The 16,012-nt window shown below is 59.4% G+C and carries 12 protein-coding genes; all 12 read left to right on the forward strand.

The genetic code is table 11. From position 1 onward, the window contains the following. Window positions 1–281 precede the first annotated feature (281 nt). The 12 genes from M5C71_RS19870 to M5C71_RS19925 all read left to right on the forward strand — a co-directional run bounded on the left by M5C71_RS19870 (window position 282) and on the right by M5C71_RS19925 (window position 15,958). Complete coding sequence (locus M5C71_RS19870) at window positions 282–440, forward strand: hypothetical protein (RefSeq protein WP_177103792.1); 159 nt, start codon at window positions 282–284, stop codon at window positions 438–440. An 839-nt stretch (window positions 441–1,279) separates the two neighbouring features. Continuing rightward, a complete protein-coding gene (ltrA, locus tag M5C71_RS19875) occupies window positions 1,280–2,989 on the forward strand; it encodes a group II intron reverse transcriptase/maturase (protein ID WP_152741045.1) in 1,710 nt (569 codons plus the stop codon). A gap of 143 nt (window positions 2,990–3,132) precedes the next feature. Continuing rightward, window positions 3,133–5,928 carry an LPS-assembly protein LptD gene (locus M5C71_RS19880; protein WP_248768567.1) on the forward strand — a complete coding sequence of 932 codons (2,796 nt, stop codon included), beginning with the start codon at window positions 3,133–3,135 and terminating at the stop codon, window positions 5,926–5,928. Beyond that, window positions 5,909–7,225 (forward strand): peptidylprolyl isomerase, encoded by a 1,317-nt coding sequence (locus M5C71_RS19885; RefSeq protein ID WP_177103796.1) that lies wholly within the window; start codon window positions 5,909–5,911, stop codon window positions 7,223–7,225. Before M5C71_RS19880 ends, M5C71_RS19885 begins: the two co-directional genes overlap by 20 nt. Further along, window positions 7,222–8,211 carry a 4-hydroxythreonine-4-phosphate dehydrogenase PdxA gene (gene pdxA, locus M5C71_RS19890; RefSeq protein WP_248768568.1) on the forward strand — a complete coding sequence of 330 codons (990 nt, stop codon included), beginning with the start codon at window positions 7,222–7,224 and terminating at the stop codon, window positions 8,209–8,211. The genes M5C71_RS19885 and pdxA overlap by 4 nt, the downstream gene beginning before the upstream one ends. Beyond that, window positions 8,208–9,026, forward strand: coding sequence for a 16S rRNA (adenine(1518)-N(6)/adenine(1519)-N(6))-dimethyltransferase RsmA (gene rsmA / locus M5C71_RS19895; protein ID WP_103495713.1), 819 nt, complete (start codon window positions 8,208–8,210; stop codon window positions 9,024–9,026). The genes pdxA and rsmA overlap by 4 nt, the downstream gene beginning before the upstream one ends. A gap of 107 nt (window positions 9,027–9,133) precedes the next feature. Further along, window positions 9,134–9,514, forward strand: a complete 381-nt coding sequence (apaG, locus tag M5C71_RS19900; protein WP_248768569.1) for a Co2+/Mg2+ efflux protein ApaG — start codon at window positions 9,134–9,136, stop codon at window positions 9,512–9,514. Further along, window positions 9,514–10,389 carry a symmetrical bis(5'-nucleosyl)-tetraphosphatase gene (locus tag M5C71_RS19905; RefSeq protein ID WP_103495711.1) on the forward strand — a complete coding sequence of 292 codons (876 nt, stop codon included), beginning with the start codon at window positions 9,514–9,516 and terminating at the stop codon, window positions 10,387–10,389. The genes apaG and M5C71_RS19905 overlap by 1 nt, the downstream gene beginning before the upstream one ends. A 35-nt stretch (window positions 10,390–10,424) precedes the next feature. After that, window positions 10,425–10,754 carry a thiosulfate sulfurtransferase GlpE gene (gene glpE / locus M5C71_RS19910; protein ID WP_103495710.1) on the forward strand — a complete coding sequence of 110 codons (330 nt, stop codon included), beginning with the start codon at window positions 10,425–10,427 and terminating at the stop codon, window positions 10,752–10,754. A gap of 301 nt (window positions 10,755–11,055) precedes the next feature. Next, on the forward strand, window positions 11,056–12,978 hold the full coding sequence (locus tag M5C71_RS19915; RefSeq protein WP_017128689.1) for a PrkA family serine protein kinase: 1,923 nt from the start codon (window positions 11,056–11,058) through the stop codon (window positions 12,976–12,978). A gap of 140 nt (window positions 12,979–13,118) precedes the next feature. Then, window positions 13,119–14,390 carry a YeaH/YhbH family protein gene (locus tag M5C71_RS19920; protein ID WP_103495709.1) on the forward strand — a complete coding sequence of 424 codons (1,272 nt, stop codon included), beginning with the start codon at window positions 13,119–13,121 and terminating at the stop codon, window positions 14,388–14,390. Next, on the forward strand, window positions 14,387–15,958 hold the full coding sequence (locus M5C71_RS19925) for a SpoVR family protein (RefSeq protein WP_103495708.1): 1,572 nt from the start codon (window positions 14,387–14,389) through the stop codon (window positions 15,956–15,958). The genes M5C71_RS19920 and M5C71_RS19925 overlap by 4 nt, the downstream gene beginning before the upstream one ends. Window positions 15,959–16,012: the final 54 nt, after the last annotated feature.

The following is a 16,012-nucleotide window of genomic DNA, read 5'->3' on the forward strand; positions in this document are numbered from 1 at the left end:
CTAGCCGTCAAGCGGGTGTTGCTTTATTATCCAGCATCTTGTGCGACACGCGTAGCGTGCCTCCAGCTTGGCGATGAGGAGTCATCGTCAGGGGTTTCTCTACTGAGAACCAATAGTCCGGCACCCAATCCGGGAAACAAAACCGCCCAAGAGGTCCATCGCTTAAAAGGACTCGTTGACGCTGCGGCGCAATAGCGAAACCCAAAGGCCGCCCAGCACTCGGACGCGCGGCTATGGTCCCTCAAGGACCGGGAGTGCTCTGTCACAGCGCAGGAATCGACATGCATAAGCGTCGAATTCATACAGCAGATGTATCGGCAGGCCAGGCAGATCTCCACAATTGTTTTTCAGGAGTTCTGTCCAGACTGACCGGCAACTTTGGCTTGATGATTGCCGTTTTCACAGCAGTCATGGTTATGGCCATCCATCTCGACAAGTAGCGCTTCACATCGGCCGTTTGGCCTCACCCTGGCGGGAAGAATCCCCGCAGGGGTTCCTCTTGCCTGAAAACAGGAGGAAACATCATCTCGACAGGCCGCTCAAGGTCCCTGTCAATTTCCAACCGGAGACACGAGCGAAAGCTCTGTCTGTCATTGTCCAACCATTGCCTTCATGGAGTGGGAGCGGACTCGTTGTGCGACCAACGATAGCCTAGGAAGACATGCGTCACTGGTAACGGTGAGGTATGAAGCTCTTCCAACAACGTAGCCCCCGCAAGGGCATGAACTTACCGCGAGGTAAGCCATGGATGCTCGGAGCAGTACCGGGTTGAGGCGCTAGGCTGGCTGGCACGGGTAACGTAAGTGAACTGCTGATAAACGCCGTAAGGATAACCATGCCCAAACTGCTGTCAGGCATGAACCAAAAAGGTGCGGGGCCAGTTATTCCTGTGGGATGTGGGAATACGTCGCTACAAAGGCCCCCGGTGGAAAGGCAGACCCTAAACCAATCGTGTGACAGGCAGGGAACGTGGTAAGCCCGTATGGCTGCCTTCGGGCAGGTGAACCGCAAGGGGATCTGTTGGCTATGCGGGTATGGGATCGCAGAGAAAGCGAACGCCGGACTGTAATCGTTCGGATAGGGGTTGGAACATCACCCCACGGGAAACCGGGCAGACTTCTGCGTGGTCTTTTATCGCATGAATGCTGAGTGAGACTGTCTCAATGAACACGGAGGTCCCGCGGTAGCGGACCTTCTATTAACCCACCCTGACGGGGACGTCCATTCCCGTCAGGGGATGCATACGTCTTCGCTTGGGGAAACTTGAGAGGAAGGCAGCATGTTAGAACACAGCCAAATGGCCGTGTCTGCGCCTTCCGGCGCTCCGCAACAATGGCACGACATCGATTGGTGCCGAGTCCAGCGGAACGTCCGGGCGATGCAGTTACGGATTGCGAAGGCTTGTAGGGAAGGCGACTGGCGCAGAGTGAAAGCCCTGCAACGAATGCTGACCCGCTCACCCTCGGCCAGATATCTGGCCGTACGGCGAGTCACTGAAAACCAGGGCAAGCGTACGGCGGGAGTCGACCGCGTGCTCTGGGATACACCCGACGCCAAATGGAAAGCGGTCGATGGAATGAAGCGGCACGGATACAAGCCCCGGCCCTTAAGGCGGGTATTTATTCCAAAGTCGAATGGAAAGGAACGCCCTCTGGGCATCCCGACCATGGCGGACAGAGCAATGCAAGCGCTGCATCTGCTAGCTCTGGCCCCCATTGCTGAAACTACCGGTGATCCGAACAGCTACGGCTTTAGGATCGAAAGATCCACGGCGGATGCAATGGGACAGCTGTTCGTTTGCCTATCCAAGAAGCTCTCAGCCAAATGGGTTTTGGAAGCGGACATAAAAGGTTGCTTCGACCATATCAACCACGACTGGCTGATCAACAACGTCCCTACGGACAAAGTGATCCTTCGGAAATGGTTAAAAGCTGGAGTGATTCATAAAGGCCAGCTACAGGCAACGGATGCCGGTACGCCACAAGGCGGGATTATCTCGCCGACCTTGGCAAACATGACGTTGGATGGCCTGGAAACACAGCTCAAGCAACATCTGGGCGTGACAAAGGCCAAGAAGCTGAAAATCAACGTGGTGCGGTATGCGGACGATTTCGTCATCACCAGCGACTCGAAAGAGGTACTGGAAAATGAGGTCCGCCCTTGGATAGAGCATTTTCTGGCGGTACGCGGACTACAGCTCTCTCCCGAGAAAACGCACGTCATTCACATTGAGAAGGGCTTTGATTTTCTGGGTTGGAATTTCCGCAAGTACGATGGGAAGCTTCTGATCAAGCCAAGCAAGAAAAACGCGAAAGCGTTCTACCGCAAGGTAAAGGAGGTCATCAGTACCAACAAAGCGGTATCACAGGAGGATCTGATCCACCTGCTGAACCCAATGCTGCGGGGCTGGGCACTGTATCACCAACCCGTAGTAGCCAAGAAAGCGTACAGCCGCATGGATTTCCAAATATTCCAAGCAATATGGCGCTGGGCAAGACGGAGGCACTCGAACAAAAGCCTCGACTGGATCAGAAAGAAATATTTTCAGACCGTCGATGGCCGAAATTGGGTGTTCTGCACCACGTTACTGACAGAGGCAGGTGACAAGAGGGCGATCAGGCTGTACACCCTGGAGGATACGCCGATCGAGAGGCACAGAAAAATCAGCGGGGAATACAACCCGTTTGATCCTGAGATGGAAGAAATGGGCGAGAAGCTTCGGATGTCCCGGATGTTCGGGAAGCTGAAATACCGCAAGCAGGTATCAACCCTGTTTCAATCACAACAAGGGCTCTGTCTACTTTGCAAGAACCCCATAACTAGGGAGACTGGGTGGCATGACCACCACATCATTTATCGCTCACAAGGCGGTGGTGACTCGCTAAACAACCGGGTACTATTGCATCCCATTTGCCACCAGCAGCTTCACGCTCGTGGTTTGACAGTGTGCAAACCGGCTCCCGATTCTGGGGGTTCAATAAAGACTTGAGCCGTATGCGCTGAAAGGCGCACGTACGGTTTTTAGGGGGGAGCAGGCCAGAGATGGTCTGTTCCTACCCAACTTTCTGACCATCGATAGGCGTGTGACCCCCACCGCGGGCAGATGGCACGCAGGAAGCCCGGACTAATAAGATGGCATTGAAATCCCCCGCGTTTCGTAAAAAATTCCCGTTGCTGGTTACCGGCGGTTTGCTGGCTCTGCAACCTCTTGCCACCCCGTTCGCGGTCGCCGCGGAACAGTATGACTGTTCTGTCTCTGCTTCCGGTGCCTGGGACTGTGCGCCCAAAACCACTACGGCCCAGTTGCCACCTCGCCCCGTGCATGACGGTAATGCCGAGGCTTTGGGCACTGCCGCCACGGCGGACAGCGGTTCCAGCAGCGAGAAGGCTGCGGGCCCGGTACTGGTCACCGAGGCCAAGGGTCGTGGTCTGAAGTCGCGCAGTGCCGACTACAGTCACCTCGACTGGGTCCCGCGTGACAAGCTGACGCCTGCCCAGTTGGCCGAAACCGGTCCTTATTGCTCTGGTTCCTATATCGAACCGATTCGTCCTGGCATGAATGACACGACGAATAAAAGTGATGCGCCGACCTTCATCGGGGCCAAGGCCTCGCGTTATGAACAGGACAAGCAGGTCGCGACACTGGCCGGCGACGTGGTCATGCGCCAGGGCAGCATGCAGGTCGAGGCTGATGAAGCCAGCCTGTACCAAGCGGAAAACCGTGGCGAGCTGAACGGCAACGTTCGGGTTCGCGACCAGGGCGCCCTGCTGGTCGGTGACCATGCCGAGGTGCAGCTGGACACGGGTGAATCGCGGGTCGACAACGCCGAATACGTGATGCACAAGTCGCGGGTCCGCGGTAACGCGCTGTACGCCAAGCGCGCCGAGAACTCGATCATTCGCCTCAAGGACGGTACGTACACCACGTGCGAACCGAACAGCAACGCCTGGCAGCTCAAGGGTAATAACATCACCCTGAACCCGGCGACCGGTTTCGGTACGGCGACGAACGTGACCTTGCGGGTCAAGGACATTCCGGTTCTCTACACCCCGTACATCTACTTCCCGATCGACGACCGTCGCCAGTCCGGTTTCCTGCCGCCGAGTTTCTCCAGCGACAGCACCTCAGGCTTCAACCTGACCACGCCTTACTACTTCAACCTGGCACCGAACTACGATGCCACGTTGTATCCGCACTACATGAGCAAGCGCGGCATGTTGACCGAAGGCGAGTTCCGCTACCTGACCAAGTCCAGCGAAGGGCAGTTCGGCGGTGCGTACCTGAACGATGAGAGCAATGATCGCTCCCTGCAGTCGGACGCCACTAAAGATCGCTACATGGTCAACTGGCAGCACAAGGGCGGCTTGGATTCCCGCGTACTGACAACGGTCAACTACACCAAGATCAGCGACCCGTACTACTTTCAGGATCTGCAGACCAACCAGATCGGCGTCAAAGGTGCTGACTATGTAAATCAGCAGGCCACGGCGAGCTATCGTGGTGACGACTTCACCGCCCAGGTGAACGTGCAGGCCTATGAGTTGGCGAGCGTGGCGGTTATCACACCATACAACCGCCTGCCACAGATCACCTTCAACGGTAGCCTGCCTTATCATCCGGAAGGCCTCAATTTCACCTACGAAACTGAAGCCGTTCGCTTCGAGCGGAGCCTGGAAGACGGTACCTTCTCTGACAAGAATGGCGTTACCTCTCCACGCCTGGACACCAACGTGACCGGCCTCGCCCGTGCCAACGGTGACCGACTGAACCTCAAGCCGGGGGTCAGCCTGCCGCTGAACTGGACTTATGGTTTTGTAACGCCGTCGCTCAAGTATCAGTACACCCAATACGATCTGGATCTGAGTTCGCAGGGCCAATCTCAAATCGCAGTGGCCCAGACCAGCCCAAATTACGTCGGCGGCACCTACAGTAGCTCACAAAGTCGTGGCGTCCCTATCGCCAGCATCGACAGCGGCCTGTACTTCGACCGTAACACGCAACTGTTCGGCACCAACTACCGCCAGACCCTGGAACCTCGCCTGTTCTATCTCTATGTACCCGAGAAGAACCAGCAAGACATTCCTGTGTTCGACACCGGCGAGTACAGCTTCAACTATGCCTCGCTGTTCCGTGACAACCGTTTCTCCGGCTCCGACCGTGTCGGCGACGAGAACAAACTGTCTCTGGGCATCACCAGCCGCTGGATCGAAGACAACGGTTTCGAACGTCAGCGCGTGAGCATTGGCCAAGCGTACTACTTCAAGGATCGCACTGTGCAGTTGCCGGGCGTTGATTTCACTACCCGTGCCGACGCCAAGACCAATGTCTCGCCGTACGCCCTGGAATACGCCTACAACTTCAACCGCGACTGGCGCGCCACGGCCGACTACAACTGGGATCCGAAAAGTCACCAGCCACGTTCCGGCAGCGCGATGTTCCACTACCAGCCTGAAGACAACCCGAACAAGGTCATCAACGCCGGCTATCGCTATCGCAACGACCAGGTGATCTACAACCAGAACACTGGCCAATGGCAGTTCGGCGGCGACTACGGCACACCTGGCCAACCCGGCTACGTGAAGGACTACTACAAGATCGAGCAGCACGACTTCTCGGTCATCTGGCCGGTCGTTCCACAGTGGAACGTCATCAGCCGCTGGCAGTACGACTACAACCGCAACCGTACCCTGGAAGCCTTCGGTGGCTTCGAGTACGACAACTGCTGCTGGAAACTGCGCCTGATCAACCGCTACTGGGTCCAGTATGACGAGTTCAGTCAACAGGCCCCGCAAAACGAACGAGGCGACCACGGTATCTTCCTTCAGTTTGTACTGAAGGGCCTGGGTGGCGTCATGGGCAACAAAGTCGAGAGCTTCCTCGACAAAGGCATCCAAGGTTATCGTGAACGTGAAGATCAAGCTTTCTGATTGTCTGCGCCCGCTGATGCTGGGCGCGCTGGTCCTGAGTGCGGCGGTTCACGCCGCTGTGCAGCCCCTCGACAACGTCGTGGCCATCGTCGACAACGATGTGATCATGCAGAGCCAACTGGACCAGCGTGTCCACGAGGTTCAGCAGACCATCGCCAAGCGCGGGGGCGGCGTGCCGCCCACCAGCGTCCTCGACCAACAGGTCCTGGATCGCTTGATCGTCGAAAACCTGCAATTGCAGATCGGCGAGCGCTCGGGTATTCGCATCAGCGATGATGAGTTGAACCAGGCCATCGGCACCATTGCCCAGCGCAACAACATGAGCATCGATCAATTCCGCGCGGCCCTGACCCACGACGGCCTCTCCTATGAGGACGCCCGTGACCAGGTTCGCCGGGAAATGATCATCAGCCGTGTGCGTCAGCGTCGTGTCGCCGAGCGGGTCCAGGTGTCGGAGCAGGAAGTGAAGAACTTCCTCGCCTCGGACCTGGGCAAGATGCAGCTCTCCGAAGAACTGCACCTGGCCAATATCCTCGTGTCGACCCCGGACAGCGCCAACTCGCAAGTCATCCAGGCCGCCGCAACCCAGGCTCAGGACCTCTACCGGCAACTCAAGCAAGGCGCTGACTTCAGTCAGTTGGCCATTGCCCACTCCGGCAGCGATAACGCCCTGGAAGGCGGCGACATGGGCTGGCGCAAGCCGGCTCAATTGCCACCACCGTTCGACCACATGCTCAGCAGCATGGCGGTTGGCGACATCAGCGAACCGACACGCACCCCAGGGGGCTTCATTATCCTGAAGGTCCTGGAGAAGCGCGGTGGCGAAACGCAGATGCGTGACGAAGTGCATGTTCGTCACATCCTGATCAAGCCCAACGCCATTCGCAGCGAAGCCGACACCCAAGCCCTGGCGCAGAAGCTCTACGAGCGGATCTCCAACGGCGAAGACTTCGCTACGCTGGCCAAGAGCTTCTCGGAAGACCCGGGCTCGGCGCTTAACGGCGGCGACCTGAACTGGGTCGACCCGAACGCACTGGTACCGGAATTCCGCGAAGTGATGGCCAAGACCCCGCAAGGTGTCCTGTCCAAGCCGTTCAAGACCCAATACGGCTGGCACGTACTGGAAGTCCTTGGCCGTCGCGCCACCGACAGCACCACCCAGGCACGCGAACAGCAAGCCATGACCGTGCTGCGTAACCGCAAATACGATGAAGAGCTGCAAACCTGGCTGCGTCAGATCCGCGACGAAGCCTACGTTGAAATCAAGCTCCCCGGCGCGGAACAGGCGCCAAAGTGAAACCCCGGCGTTTCGCGTTGACACCCGGCGAGCCGGCGGGCATTGGTCCAGACCTTTGCCTGCTGCTCGCCTCGCAACCCCAGCCTTACCCCCTGATTGCCATTACCAGCCGCGACCTGCTCTCCGAGCGGGCCGCGCAACTGGGCGTGGCCGTCGATCTGCTGCCAGTCGCGCCGGGCCGGTGGCCTGAGCAACCGGCAGCGGCGGGTAGCCTGTATGTCTGGGACACCCCGCTGGCGAGCCCGGTCATCGCCGGGCAACTGGACCAGGCCAATGCCGCCTTTGTCCTGGAAACCCTGACCCGTGCCGGTCAAGGCTGCCTGGACGGCGATTTCGCCGGCATGATCACCGCCCCGGTGCACAAAGGCGTGATCAACGACTCCGGGATCGCCTTTTCCGGCCACACCGAATTCCTCGCCGACCTGACCCACACCCCCCAGGTGGTGATGCTGCTGGCAACCCGGGGACTGCGCGTGGCCCTGGTAACCACCCACCTGCCCTTGCGGCAAGTCGCCGACGCCATTACCCCAGAGCGCCTGGAGCGGGTCACCCGTATCCTGCATGGCGACCTGCGGGAAAAGTTCGGCATTGCCAACCCTCGTATCCTGGTCTGCGGGCTCAACCCCCATGCCGGCGAAGGCGGGCACCTGGGTCACGAAGAAATCGACATCATCGAACCGACATTGGAGCGCTTGCGCGGCGAGGGCATGGACCTGCGTGGCCCGCTGCCTGCCGACACTCTGTTTAACCCCAAATATCTGGAGCACTGCGACGCGGTGCTGGCGATGTACCACGACCAGGGCCTGCCCGTGCTGAAATACAAAGGTTTCGGCGCCGCAGTCAACGTGACCCTGGGCTTGCCGATCATCCGCACGTCGGTCGACCACGGCACTGCCCTGGACCTGGCCGGCAGCGGCAACATCGACACCGGCAGCCTGCAAGTCGCCCTGGAAACCGCCTACCAGATGGCCGAGACCCGTTTATGACTGAGCAATACCAACACCGGGCGCGCAAGCGTTTCGGGCAAAACTTCCTGCACGACGCCGGCGTGATCGACCGCATCCTGCGCGCCATCCATGCCAAACCCGATGACCGCCTGCTGGAAATCGGCCCGGGCCAGGGCGCCCTGACCGAAGGCCTGCTCAACAGCGGTGGACAGCTGGATGTCGTCGAGCTGGACAAGGATCTGGTACCGATCCTCAATGAGCAATTCGGCAGCCGAGCCAATTTCAACCTGCACCAGGGCGATGCGCTGAAGTTCGACTTCACCAGCCTCAACCCGGCACCCAACAGCCTGCGGGTGGTCGGCAACCTGCCCTACAACATCTCCACGCCGCTGATCTTCCATCTCCTGCACAACGCCAGCCTGATTCGCGACATGCACTTCATGCTGCAAAAGGAAGTGGTCGAGCGCCTGGCTGCCGGCCCCGGCGGTGGCGACTGGGGTCGCCTGTCAATCATGGTCCAGTACCATTGCCGCGTGGAACATTTGTTCAACGTCGGCCCGGGCGCCTTCAACCCGCCGCCCAAGGTCGACTCGGCCATCGTGCGCCTGGTGCCCCACGCCGTCCTGCCCCACCCGGCCAAGGATCATCGCCTGCTGGAGCGCGTCGTGCGCGAAGCCTTCAACCAGCGTCGCAAAACCTTGCGCAATACCCTCAAGGCGCTGCTCAGCAACGCCGAGATCGAAGCCGCCGGCGTCGACGGCAGCCTGCGTCCGGAACAGCTCGACCTGGCCGCCTTCGTGCGCCTGGCCGACAAACTCAGTGAGCAAGCCGTCACCGCCCCCGACGTCGACTGACCCCATCGGTAGCAGGCCAGCGCGCATGTCTGGCCTACTACCCGGGACTTGACCTAGACTGGGCTTCGTCCAGCGTCTCTTGCGCTTCAGCTTCCAAGGCCTCTTGCATGTCCGATCCTCGTTACCAGGTCGACGTCAGCGTCGTCACCCGCTTCCTTGCAGAACAATCGCAACCCGAGCAGAACCGCTTTGCCTTTGCCTACACCATCACGGTGCGGAACAACGGCGAACTGCCCGCCAAGTTGATGTCGCGGCACTGGGTGATCACCGATGGCGACGGTCACGTGGAAGAAGTTCGCGGTGCCGGTGTCGTCGGTCAGCAACCGCTGATCGAGGTCGGCCAGAGCCATACCTACAGCAGCGGCACGGTGATGACGACGAAAGTCGGCAACATGCAGGGCACCTACGAGATGGTGGCCGAGGACGGCAAGCGCTTCAACGCCGTGATCGCCCCCTTCCGCCTTGCCGTACCCGGGGCCCTGCACTGATGGCGGTGTATGCCGTCGGTGACCTGCAAGGCTGTCTGGAACCGCTCAAGTGCCTGCTCGAACGCGTCAAGTTCGACCCTACCTGCGATAAGCTGTGGCTGGTGGGCGACCTGGTCAACCGGGGCCCGCAATCCCTGGAGACCCTGCGCTTTCTCTACGGTATGCGCGAATCGCTGGTCTGCGTGCTGGGCAATCATGACCTGCACCTGCTCGCCGCCGGGCACAATATCGAGCGCCTGAAAAAAAGCGACACGCTGCGTGAGATCCTCGACGCCCCGGATCGGGCCGATCTGCTGGACTGGCTGCGCCGCCAGAAGCTGCTGCACCACGACGCCGAGCGCAACGTCGCCCTGGTCCACGCCGGCATCCCCCCCCAGTGGACGCTGAAGAAAGCGCTCAAATACGCCGCCGAAGTGGAAACCGCCTTGCGCGACGACAACCTGCTGACGCTTTTCCTCGACGGCATGTACGGCAATGAGCCGAACAAGTGGGACGGCGATCTGCAGGGCGTGGCCCGCCTGCGGGTGATCACCAACTATTTCACGCGGATGCGCTTCTGCACCGCCGACGGCAAGCTCGACCTCAAGGGCAAGGAAGGCGCCGACACCGCCCCCCGCGGCTACGCCCCCTGGTTCAGCTACAAGGAGCGCAAGACCCAGGGCCTGAAGATCATCTTCGGCCACTGGGCCGCCCTTGAAGGCCGATGCGACGAGCCCGGGATCTTCGCCCTCGACACTGGTTGTGTCTGGGGCGGGGCCATGACCCTGATGAACGTCGACACCGGCGAGCTTCTGACCTGCAAGTGCGATGCCCAGGGTGGCGTTGCTCCGCCACCGACCCTGGCCGAGCGCTTCCGGGCCTGGTTATATCGCTAGACTGTACGACCTACCTGCCCCAGATGGAGCCCATCATGACCGAATTCAAACGTATCCCGCCCGAACAAGCCCAGGCCCTGCGCGAGCAGGGCGCCGTGGTCGTCGACGTCCGCGACCCGCAGACCTTTGCCCTGAACCACATCAGTGGCGCCCGTCACCTGGACAACCACAACATCGCCGATTTCATTCGCGCCGCCGACCTCGACGCACCCACGGTGGTGTGCTGCTATCACGGCAATTCGAGCCAGAGCGCGGCCGCCTACCTGGTCAGCCAGGGCTTCAGTGACGTCTACAGCCTGGACGGTGGCTTTGAGCTGTGGCGCACGACCTATCCGTCAGAAATTGCTCAAGATATTTCCGAATAATTTTTTTCTGCTGCTGGAGCCCGCGGGATTCCCGGGCTAGAGCCTTTCCTGACGAACGGTCAGGCGTAACTAATTGCTCATCTTGACTTGCCCCCGCCGATTCCGAACTATCCTTAAGCGCAGGCCATCCAAATCAGGGGAGAGCCGGTACACCGGCGTACGGGTCATCGGTAGTAATTTTCAAAGTGATCATCGCTTTGAAGGTGTTCTGGGGGGTAAACGGCAACGGCTTTCGCGGTTGCATGCCAGCACTGGACTGACTGATCCGGCACCGGCTCCACGTATCGAGCGAGGTGACGTCATGAGCATTTTCAGCCATTTCCAACAACGCTTCGAATCCACACGGCAAGAAGAACTCACGCTGCAGGAGTACCTTGAGCTGTGCAAAAAGGATCGCAGTGCTTACGCGTCGGCAGCTGAACGGCTGCTACTGGCAATCGGCGAACCCGAACTGCTGGATACGTCCACCAACTCACGGTTGTCGCGCATCTTCTCCAACAAGGTGATCCGGCGCTATCCGGCCTTTGAAGACTTCCACGGGATGGAAGAATGCATCGACCAGATCGTTTCGTATTTCCGCCACGCCGCCCAAGGCCTGGAAGAGAAGAAACAGATCCTTTACCTGCTCGGCCCCGTCGGCGGCGGTAAATCGTCCCTGGCCGAAAAGCTGAAACAGCTGATCGAGAAGGTCCCCTTCTACGCCATCAAGGGCTCGCCGGTCTTCGAGTCGCCCCTGGGGTTGTTCAACGCCACTGAAGACGGCGCGATCCTCGAGGAAGACTTCGGGATTCCACGGCGTTACCTGAACACCATCATGTCGCCCTGGGCGACCAAGCGCCTGGCCGAATTCGGCGGCGACATCAGCCAGTTCCGGGTGGTCAAGCTCTACCCCTCGATCCTCAACCAGATCGGCGTGGCCAAGACCGAACCGGGCGACGAAAACAACCAGGACATCTCGGCCCTCGTGGGCAAGGTCGATATCCGCAAGCTGGAAGAGTTTCCACAGAACGACGCCGACGCCTACAGCTACTCGGGCGCCCTGTGCCGGGCCAACCAGGGCCTGATGGAGTTCGTGGAAATGTTCAAGGCACCGATCAAGGTGCTCCATCCATTGCTCACCGCGACCCAGGAAGGCAACTACAACAGCACCGAAGGCCTGGGGGCCATTCCGTTCACCGGGATCCTGCTGGCCCACTCCAACGAATCGGAGTGGCACACCTTCCGTAACAACAAGAACAACGAAGCCTTCATCGACCGGATCTACATCGTCAAGGTCCCGTACTGCCTACGGGTCAGCGACGAAGTGAAGATCTACGACAAACTTCTGTTCAACAGCTCCCTGGCCAAGGCCCACTGCGCACCCGACACCCTGAAGATGCTCGCCCAGTTCACCGTGCTCTCACGCCTCAAGGAGCCGGAAAACTCGAACATCTACTCGAAAATGCGCGTGTACGACGGCGAAAACCTCAAGGACACCGACCCGAAAGCCAAGTCGATCCAGGAGTACCGCGACAGCGCCGGTGTCGACGAAGGCATGAATGGCCTGTCGACCCGTTTCGCCTTCAAGATCCTCTCGAAAGTCTTCAACTTCGATCCCCACGAGATCGCCGCCAACCCGGTACATTTGCTGTATGTGCTGGAGCAGCAGATCGAACAGGAACAGTTCCAGGCCGAAACCCGTGAGCGCTACCTGCGCTTCCTCAAGGAATACCTGGCACCGCGCTATATCGAGTTCATCGGCAAGGAAATCCAGACCGCGTACCTGGAGTCCTACAGCGAGTACGGCCAGAACATCTTCGACCGCTACGTGCTGTACGCGGACTTCTGGATTCAGGATCAGGAATACCGCGATCCGGAAACCGGCGAAATCCTCAACCGCGTGGCCCTGAACGAAGAGCTGGAGAAAATCGAAAAACCGGCCGGTATCAGCAATCCGAAGGATTTCCGCAACGAGATCGTCAACTTCGTCCTGCGTGCCCGGGCCAACAACAACGGCAAGAATCCGACCTGGCTCAGCTACGAGAAGCTGCGGGTGGTGATCGAGAAGAAAATGTTCTCCAACACCGAGGATCTGCTGCCGGTCATCAGTTTCAACGCCAAAGCCAGCAAAGAGGATCAACAGAAGCACAACGACTTCGTCACCCGCATGGTCGAACGTGGCTACACCGACAAACAGGTACGACTGCTCTCCGAGTGGTACCTGCGGGTCAGAAAATCGCAGTAGTAACGGCAGCTGCAAGCGGCTCGCGACAAGCCGCAGGCACGTTTATCGACGTGCCTGCGGTGCAGGAGCTGACCGCTTGTCTTTAAGCTTCCAGCTTGGCGCTTGAAGCTTGTAACTTGAAGCTGTCCGGAGGGCTCCTCATGAGCTATGTGATCGACCGACGTCTCAATGGCAAGAACAAGAGCACGGTGAACCGTCAACGCTTCCTGCGGCGTTACCGTGACCATATCAAAAAGGCTGTCGAGGAAGCCGTGAGCCGGCGCTCCATTACCGATATGGAGCATGGCGAGCAAATCAGCATCCCCGGCCGCGATATCGATGAACCCGTGCTGCACCATGGCCGTGGCGGCAAGCAGACCGTGGTGCATCCCGGCAACAAGGAATTCACCAGCGGCGAGCATATCCCCCGGCCACCCGGCGGCGGTGGCGGCCGTGGTCCGGGCAAGGCCGGCAACTCGGGCGAAGGGATGGACGAATTCTCCTTCCAGATCACCCAGGAAGAGTTTCTCGAGTTCATGTTCGAGGACTTGGAGCTGCCGAACCTGGTCAAACGCAACCTCACCGGCACCGACACCTTCAAGACCGTTCGCGCCGGGATCAGCAACGAGGGCAACCCCTCGCGCATCAACATCATCCGCACCCTGCGCTCGGCCCACGCGCGGCGGATCGCCCTGTCCGGCAGCAGCCGGGCCAAACTCAAGGAAGCCAAGGCCGAGCTGGAGCGTCTGAGACGCGAAGAGCCGGACAACTTCGGCGATATCCAGGAGATCGAGGCGGAAATCGAGAAACTCAGCGCGCGTATCCACCGCATTCCGTTCCTCGACACCTTCGACCTCAAGTACAACCTGCTGGTCAAGCAACCCAACCCCAGTTCCAAGGCCGTGATGTTCTGCCTGATGGACGTGTCCGGCTCCATGACCCAGGCGACCAAGGACATCGCCAAACGCTTCTTCATCCTGCTGTACCTGTTTCTCAAGCGGAACTACGACAAGATCGAAGTGGTGTTCATCCGCCATCACACCAGCGCCCGGGAAGTCGACGAGGAGGAGTTCTTCTACTCGCGGGAAACCGGCGGCACCATTGTTTCCAGTGCACTGAAGCTGATGCAGGAAATCATGGCCGAACGCTACCCGACCAATGAATGGAACATCTACGCCGCCCAGGCTTCCGACGGCGACAACTGGAACGATGACTCGCCCATCTGCCGCGACATCCTGATCAACCAGATCATGCCGTTCGTGCAGTACTACACTTACGTAGAGATCACCCCCCGCGAACATCAGGCCCTGTGGTACGAATACGAGCGCATCAGCGAGGCGTTCGGCGATACGTTTGCCCAGCAGCAGCTGGTGTCGGCCGGCGATATCTACCCGGTCTTCCGTGAACTCTTCCAGCGCAGGTTAGTGACATGACCGCCAGAGAGCCGAAACAACAGAAGCGCCAACCCCTCTCCACCGGTTCGGAGTGGACCTTTGAGCTGATCCAGGCCTACGACCGCGAAATCAGTCGTATCGCCAATCGTTATGCCCTGGATACCTACCCCAACCAGATCGAAGTCATTACCGCCGAACAGATGATGGACGCCTATGCCTCCGTCGGCATGCCCCTGGGTTATCATCATTGGTCCTACGGCAAACACTTTCTAAGCACGGAAAAGTCCTACAGCCGCGGCCAGATGGGCCTGGCCTACGAGATCGTGATCAACTCGGACCCGTGCATTGCCTACCTGATGGAAGAAAACACCATCTGCATGCAGGCACTGGTGGTGGCCCATGCCTGCTATGGCCACAACAGCTTCTTCAAGGGCAACTACCTGTTCCGCACCTGGACCGACGCCAGCTCGATCATCGACTACCTGGTCTTCGCCAAGCAGTACATCATGCAATGCGAGGAGCGCCATGGCATCGACGCGGTCGAAGACCTGCTCGACTCCTGCCACGCCCTGATGAATTACGGCGTCGACCGCTACAAACGCCCCTACCCGATTTCCGCCGAAGAGGAACGGCGGCGGCAGAAAGACCGCGAAGAACACCTGCAAAAGCAGATCAACGACCTGTGGCGCACCATCCCCAAGGGCGCGGACAAGTTCAGCGACAAGGACAATGCACGCTTCCCCGCCGAACCCCAGGAAAACATCCTCTATTTCATCGAAAAACACGCGCCGCTGCTGGAACCCTGGCAGCGGGAAATCGTTCGGATCGTGCGCAAGATCGCGCAGTACTTCTATCCCCAGCGCCAGACCCAGGTGATGAACGAAGGCTGGGCAACCTTCTGGCACTACACCCTGATGAACGATCTCTACGACGAAGGCCTGGTCACCGACGGCTTCATGATGGAGTTCCTCACCTCCCACACCAGCGTGGTCTTCCAACCGGGCTTCGACAGCCCCTACTACAGCGGCATCAACCCCTATGCCCTGGGCTTTGCCATGTACCGCGACATTCGGCGGATGTGTGAATCCCCCACGGAAGAAGACCGTCACTGGTTCCCGGACCTGGCCGGCAGCGACTGGCTCTCGAGCATCAAGTTCGCCATGAGCAGTTTCAAGGACGAGAGCTTTATCCTGCAGTACCTGTCACCCAAAGTGATTCGCGACCTCAAGCTGTTCAGCATCCTCGATGACGACCAGCGCGACGACCTGCTGGTGCCGGCCATCCATGACGAAGGCGGCTACCGGACCATCCGTGAAACCCTGGCCGCCCAGTACAACCTGGGCAACCGCGAGCCCAACGTGCAGATCTGGAGCATCGACCGCCGTGGCGACCGTTCGCTGACCCTGCGTCACCAGCAGCACGACCGCAAACCCCTGGGCGACTCCACCGAGGAAGTGCTCAAGCACCTGCACCGCCTCTGGGGCTTCGATATCCACCTGGAGACCCTGCAAGGCGACCAGGTCATGAAAACCCATCACGTCCCACCCAAGGGCGAGCACGGCGAAGGGGAGTACGGTCGACTGGACCTGGCCGTGATTCATCTCTGAGCAGCTCCTCACCTCCGTTGACGCGATTCACGGGTTATCCTGTCGTGCCAACGG

Source organism: Pseudomonas sp. MWU12-2345 (assembly GCF_023242385.1).
GTDB lineage: Bacteria > Pseudomonadota > Gammaproteobacteria > Pseudomonadales > Pseudomonadaceae > Aquipseudomonas > Aquipseudomonas gingeri_D.

What these genes read in the sequence shown, in the direction of transcription:
- M5C71_RS19870 (WP_177103792.1), top strand. Translation starts at nt 282, where the DNA reads ATGCATAAGCGTCGAATTCATACAGCAGATGTATCGGCAGGCCAGGCA.
- M5C71_RS19925 (WP_103495708.1), top strand. Translation starts at nt 14,387, where the DNA reads ATGACCGCCAGAGAGCCGAAACAACAGAAGCGCCAACCCCTCTCCACC.
- M5C71_RS19905 (WP_103495711.1), top strand. Translation starts at nt 9,514, where the DNA reads ATGGCGGTGTATGCCGTCGGTGACCTGCAAGGCTGTCTGGAACCGCTC.
- M5C71_RS19920 (WP_103495709.1), top strand. Translation starts at nt 13,119, where the DNA reads ATGAGCTATGTGATCGACCGACGTCTCAATGGCAAGAACAAGAGCACG.
- apaG (WP_248768569.1), top strand. Translation starts at nt 9,134, where the DNA reads ATGTCCGATCCTCGTTACCAGGTCGACGTCAGCGTCGTCACCCGCTTC.
- M5C71_RS19915 (WP_017128689.1), top strand. Translation starts at nt 11,056, where the DNA reads ATGAGCATTTTCAGCCATTTCCAACAACGCTTCGAATCCACACGGCAA.
- ltrA (WP_152741045.1), top strand. Translation starts at nt 1,280, where the DNA reads ATGTTAGAACACAGCCAAATGGCCGTGTCTGCGCCTTCCGGCGCTCCG.
- glpE (WP_103495710.1), top strand. Translation starts at nt 10,425, where the DNA reads ATGACCGAATTCAAACGTATCCCGCCCGAACAAGCCCAGGCCCTGCGC.
- M5C71_RS19880 (WP_248768567.1), top strand. Translation starts at nt 3,133, where the DNA reads ATGGCATTGAAATCCCCCGCGTTTCGTAAAAAATTCCCGTTGCTGGTT.
- rsmA (WP_103495713.1), top strand. Translation starts at nt 8,208, where the DNA reads ATGACTGAGCAATACCAACACCGGGCGCGCAAGCGTTTCGGGCAAAAC.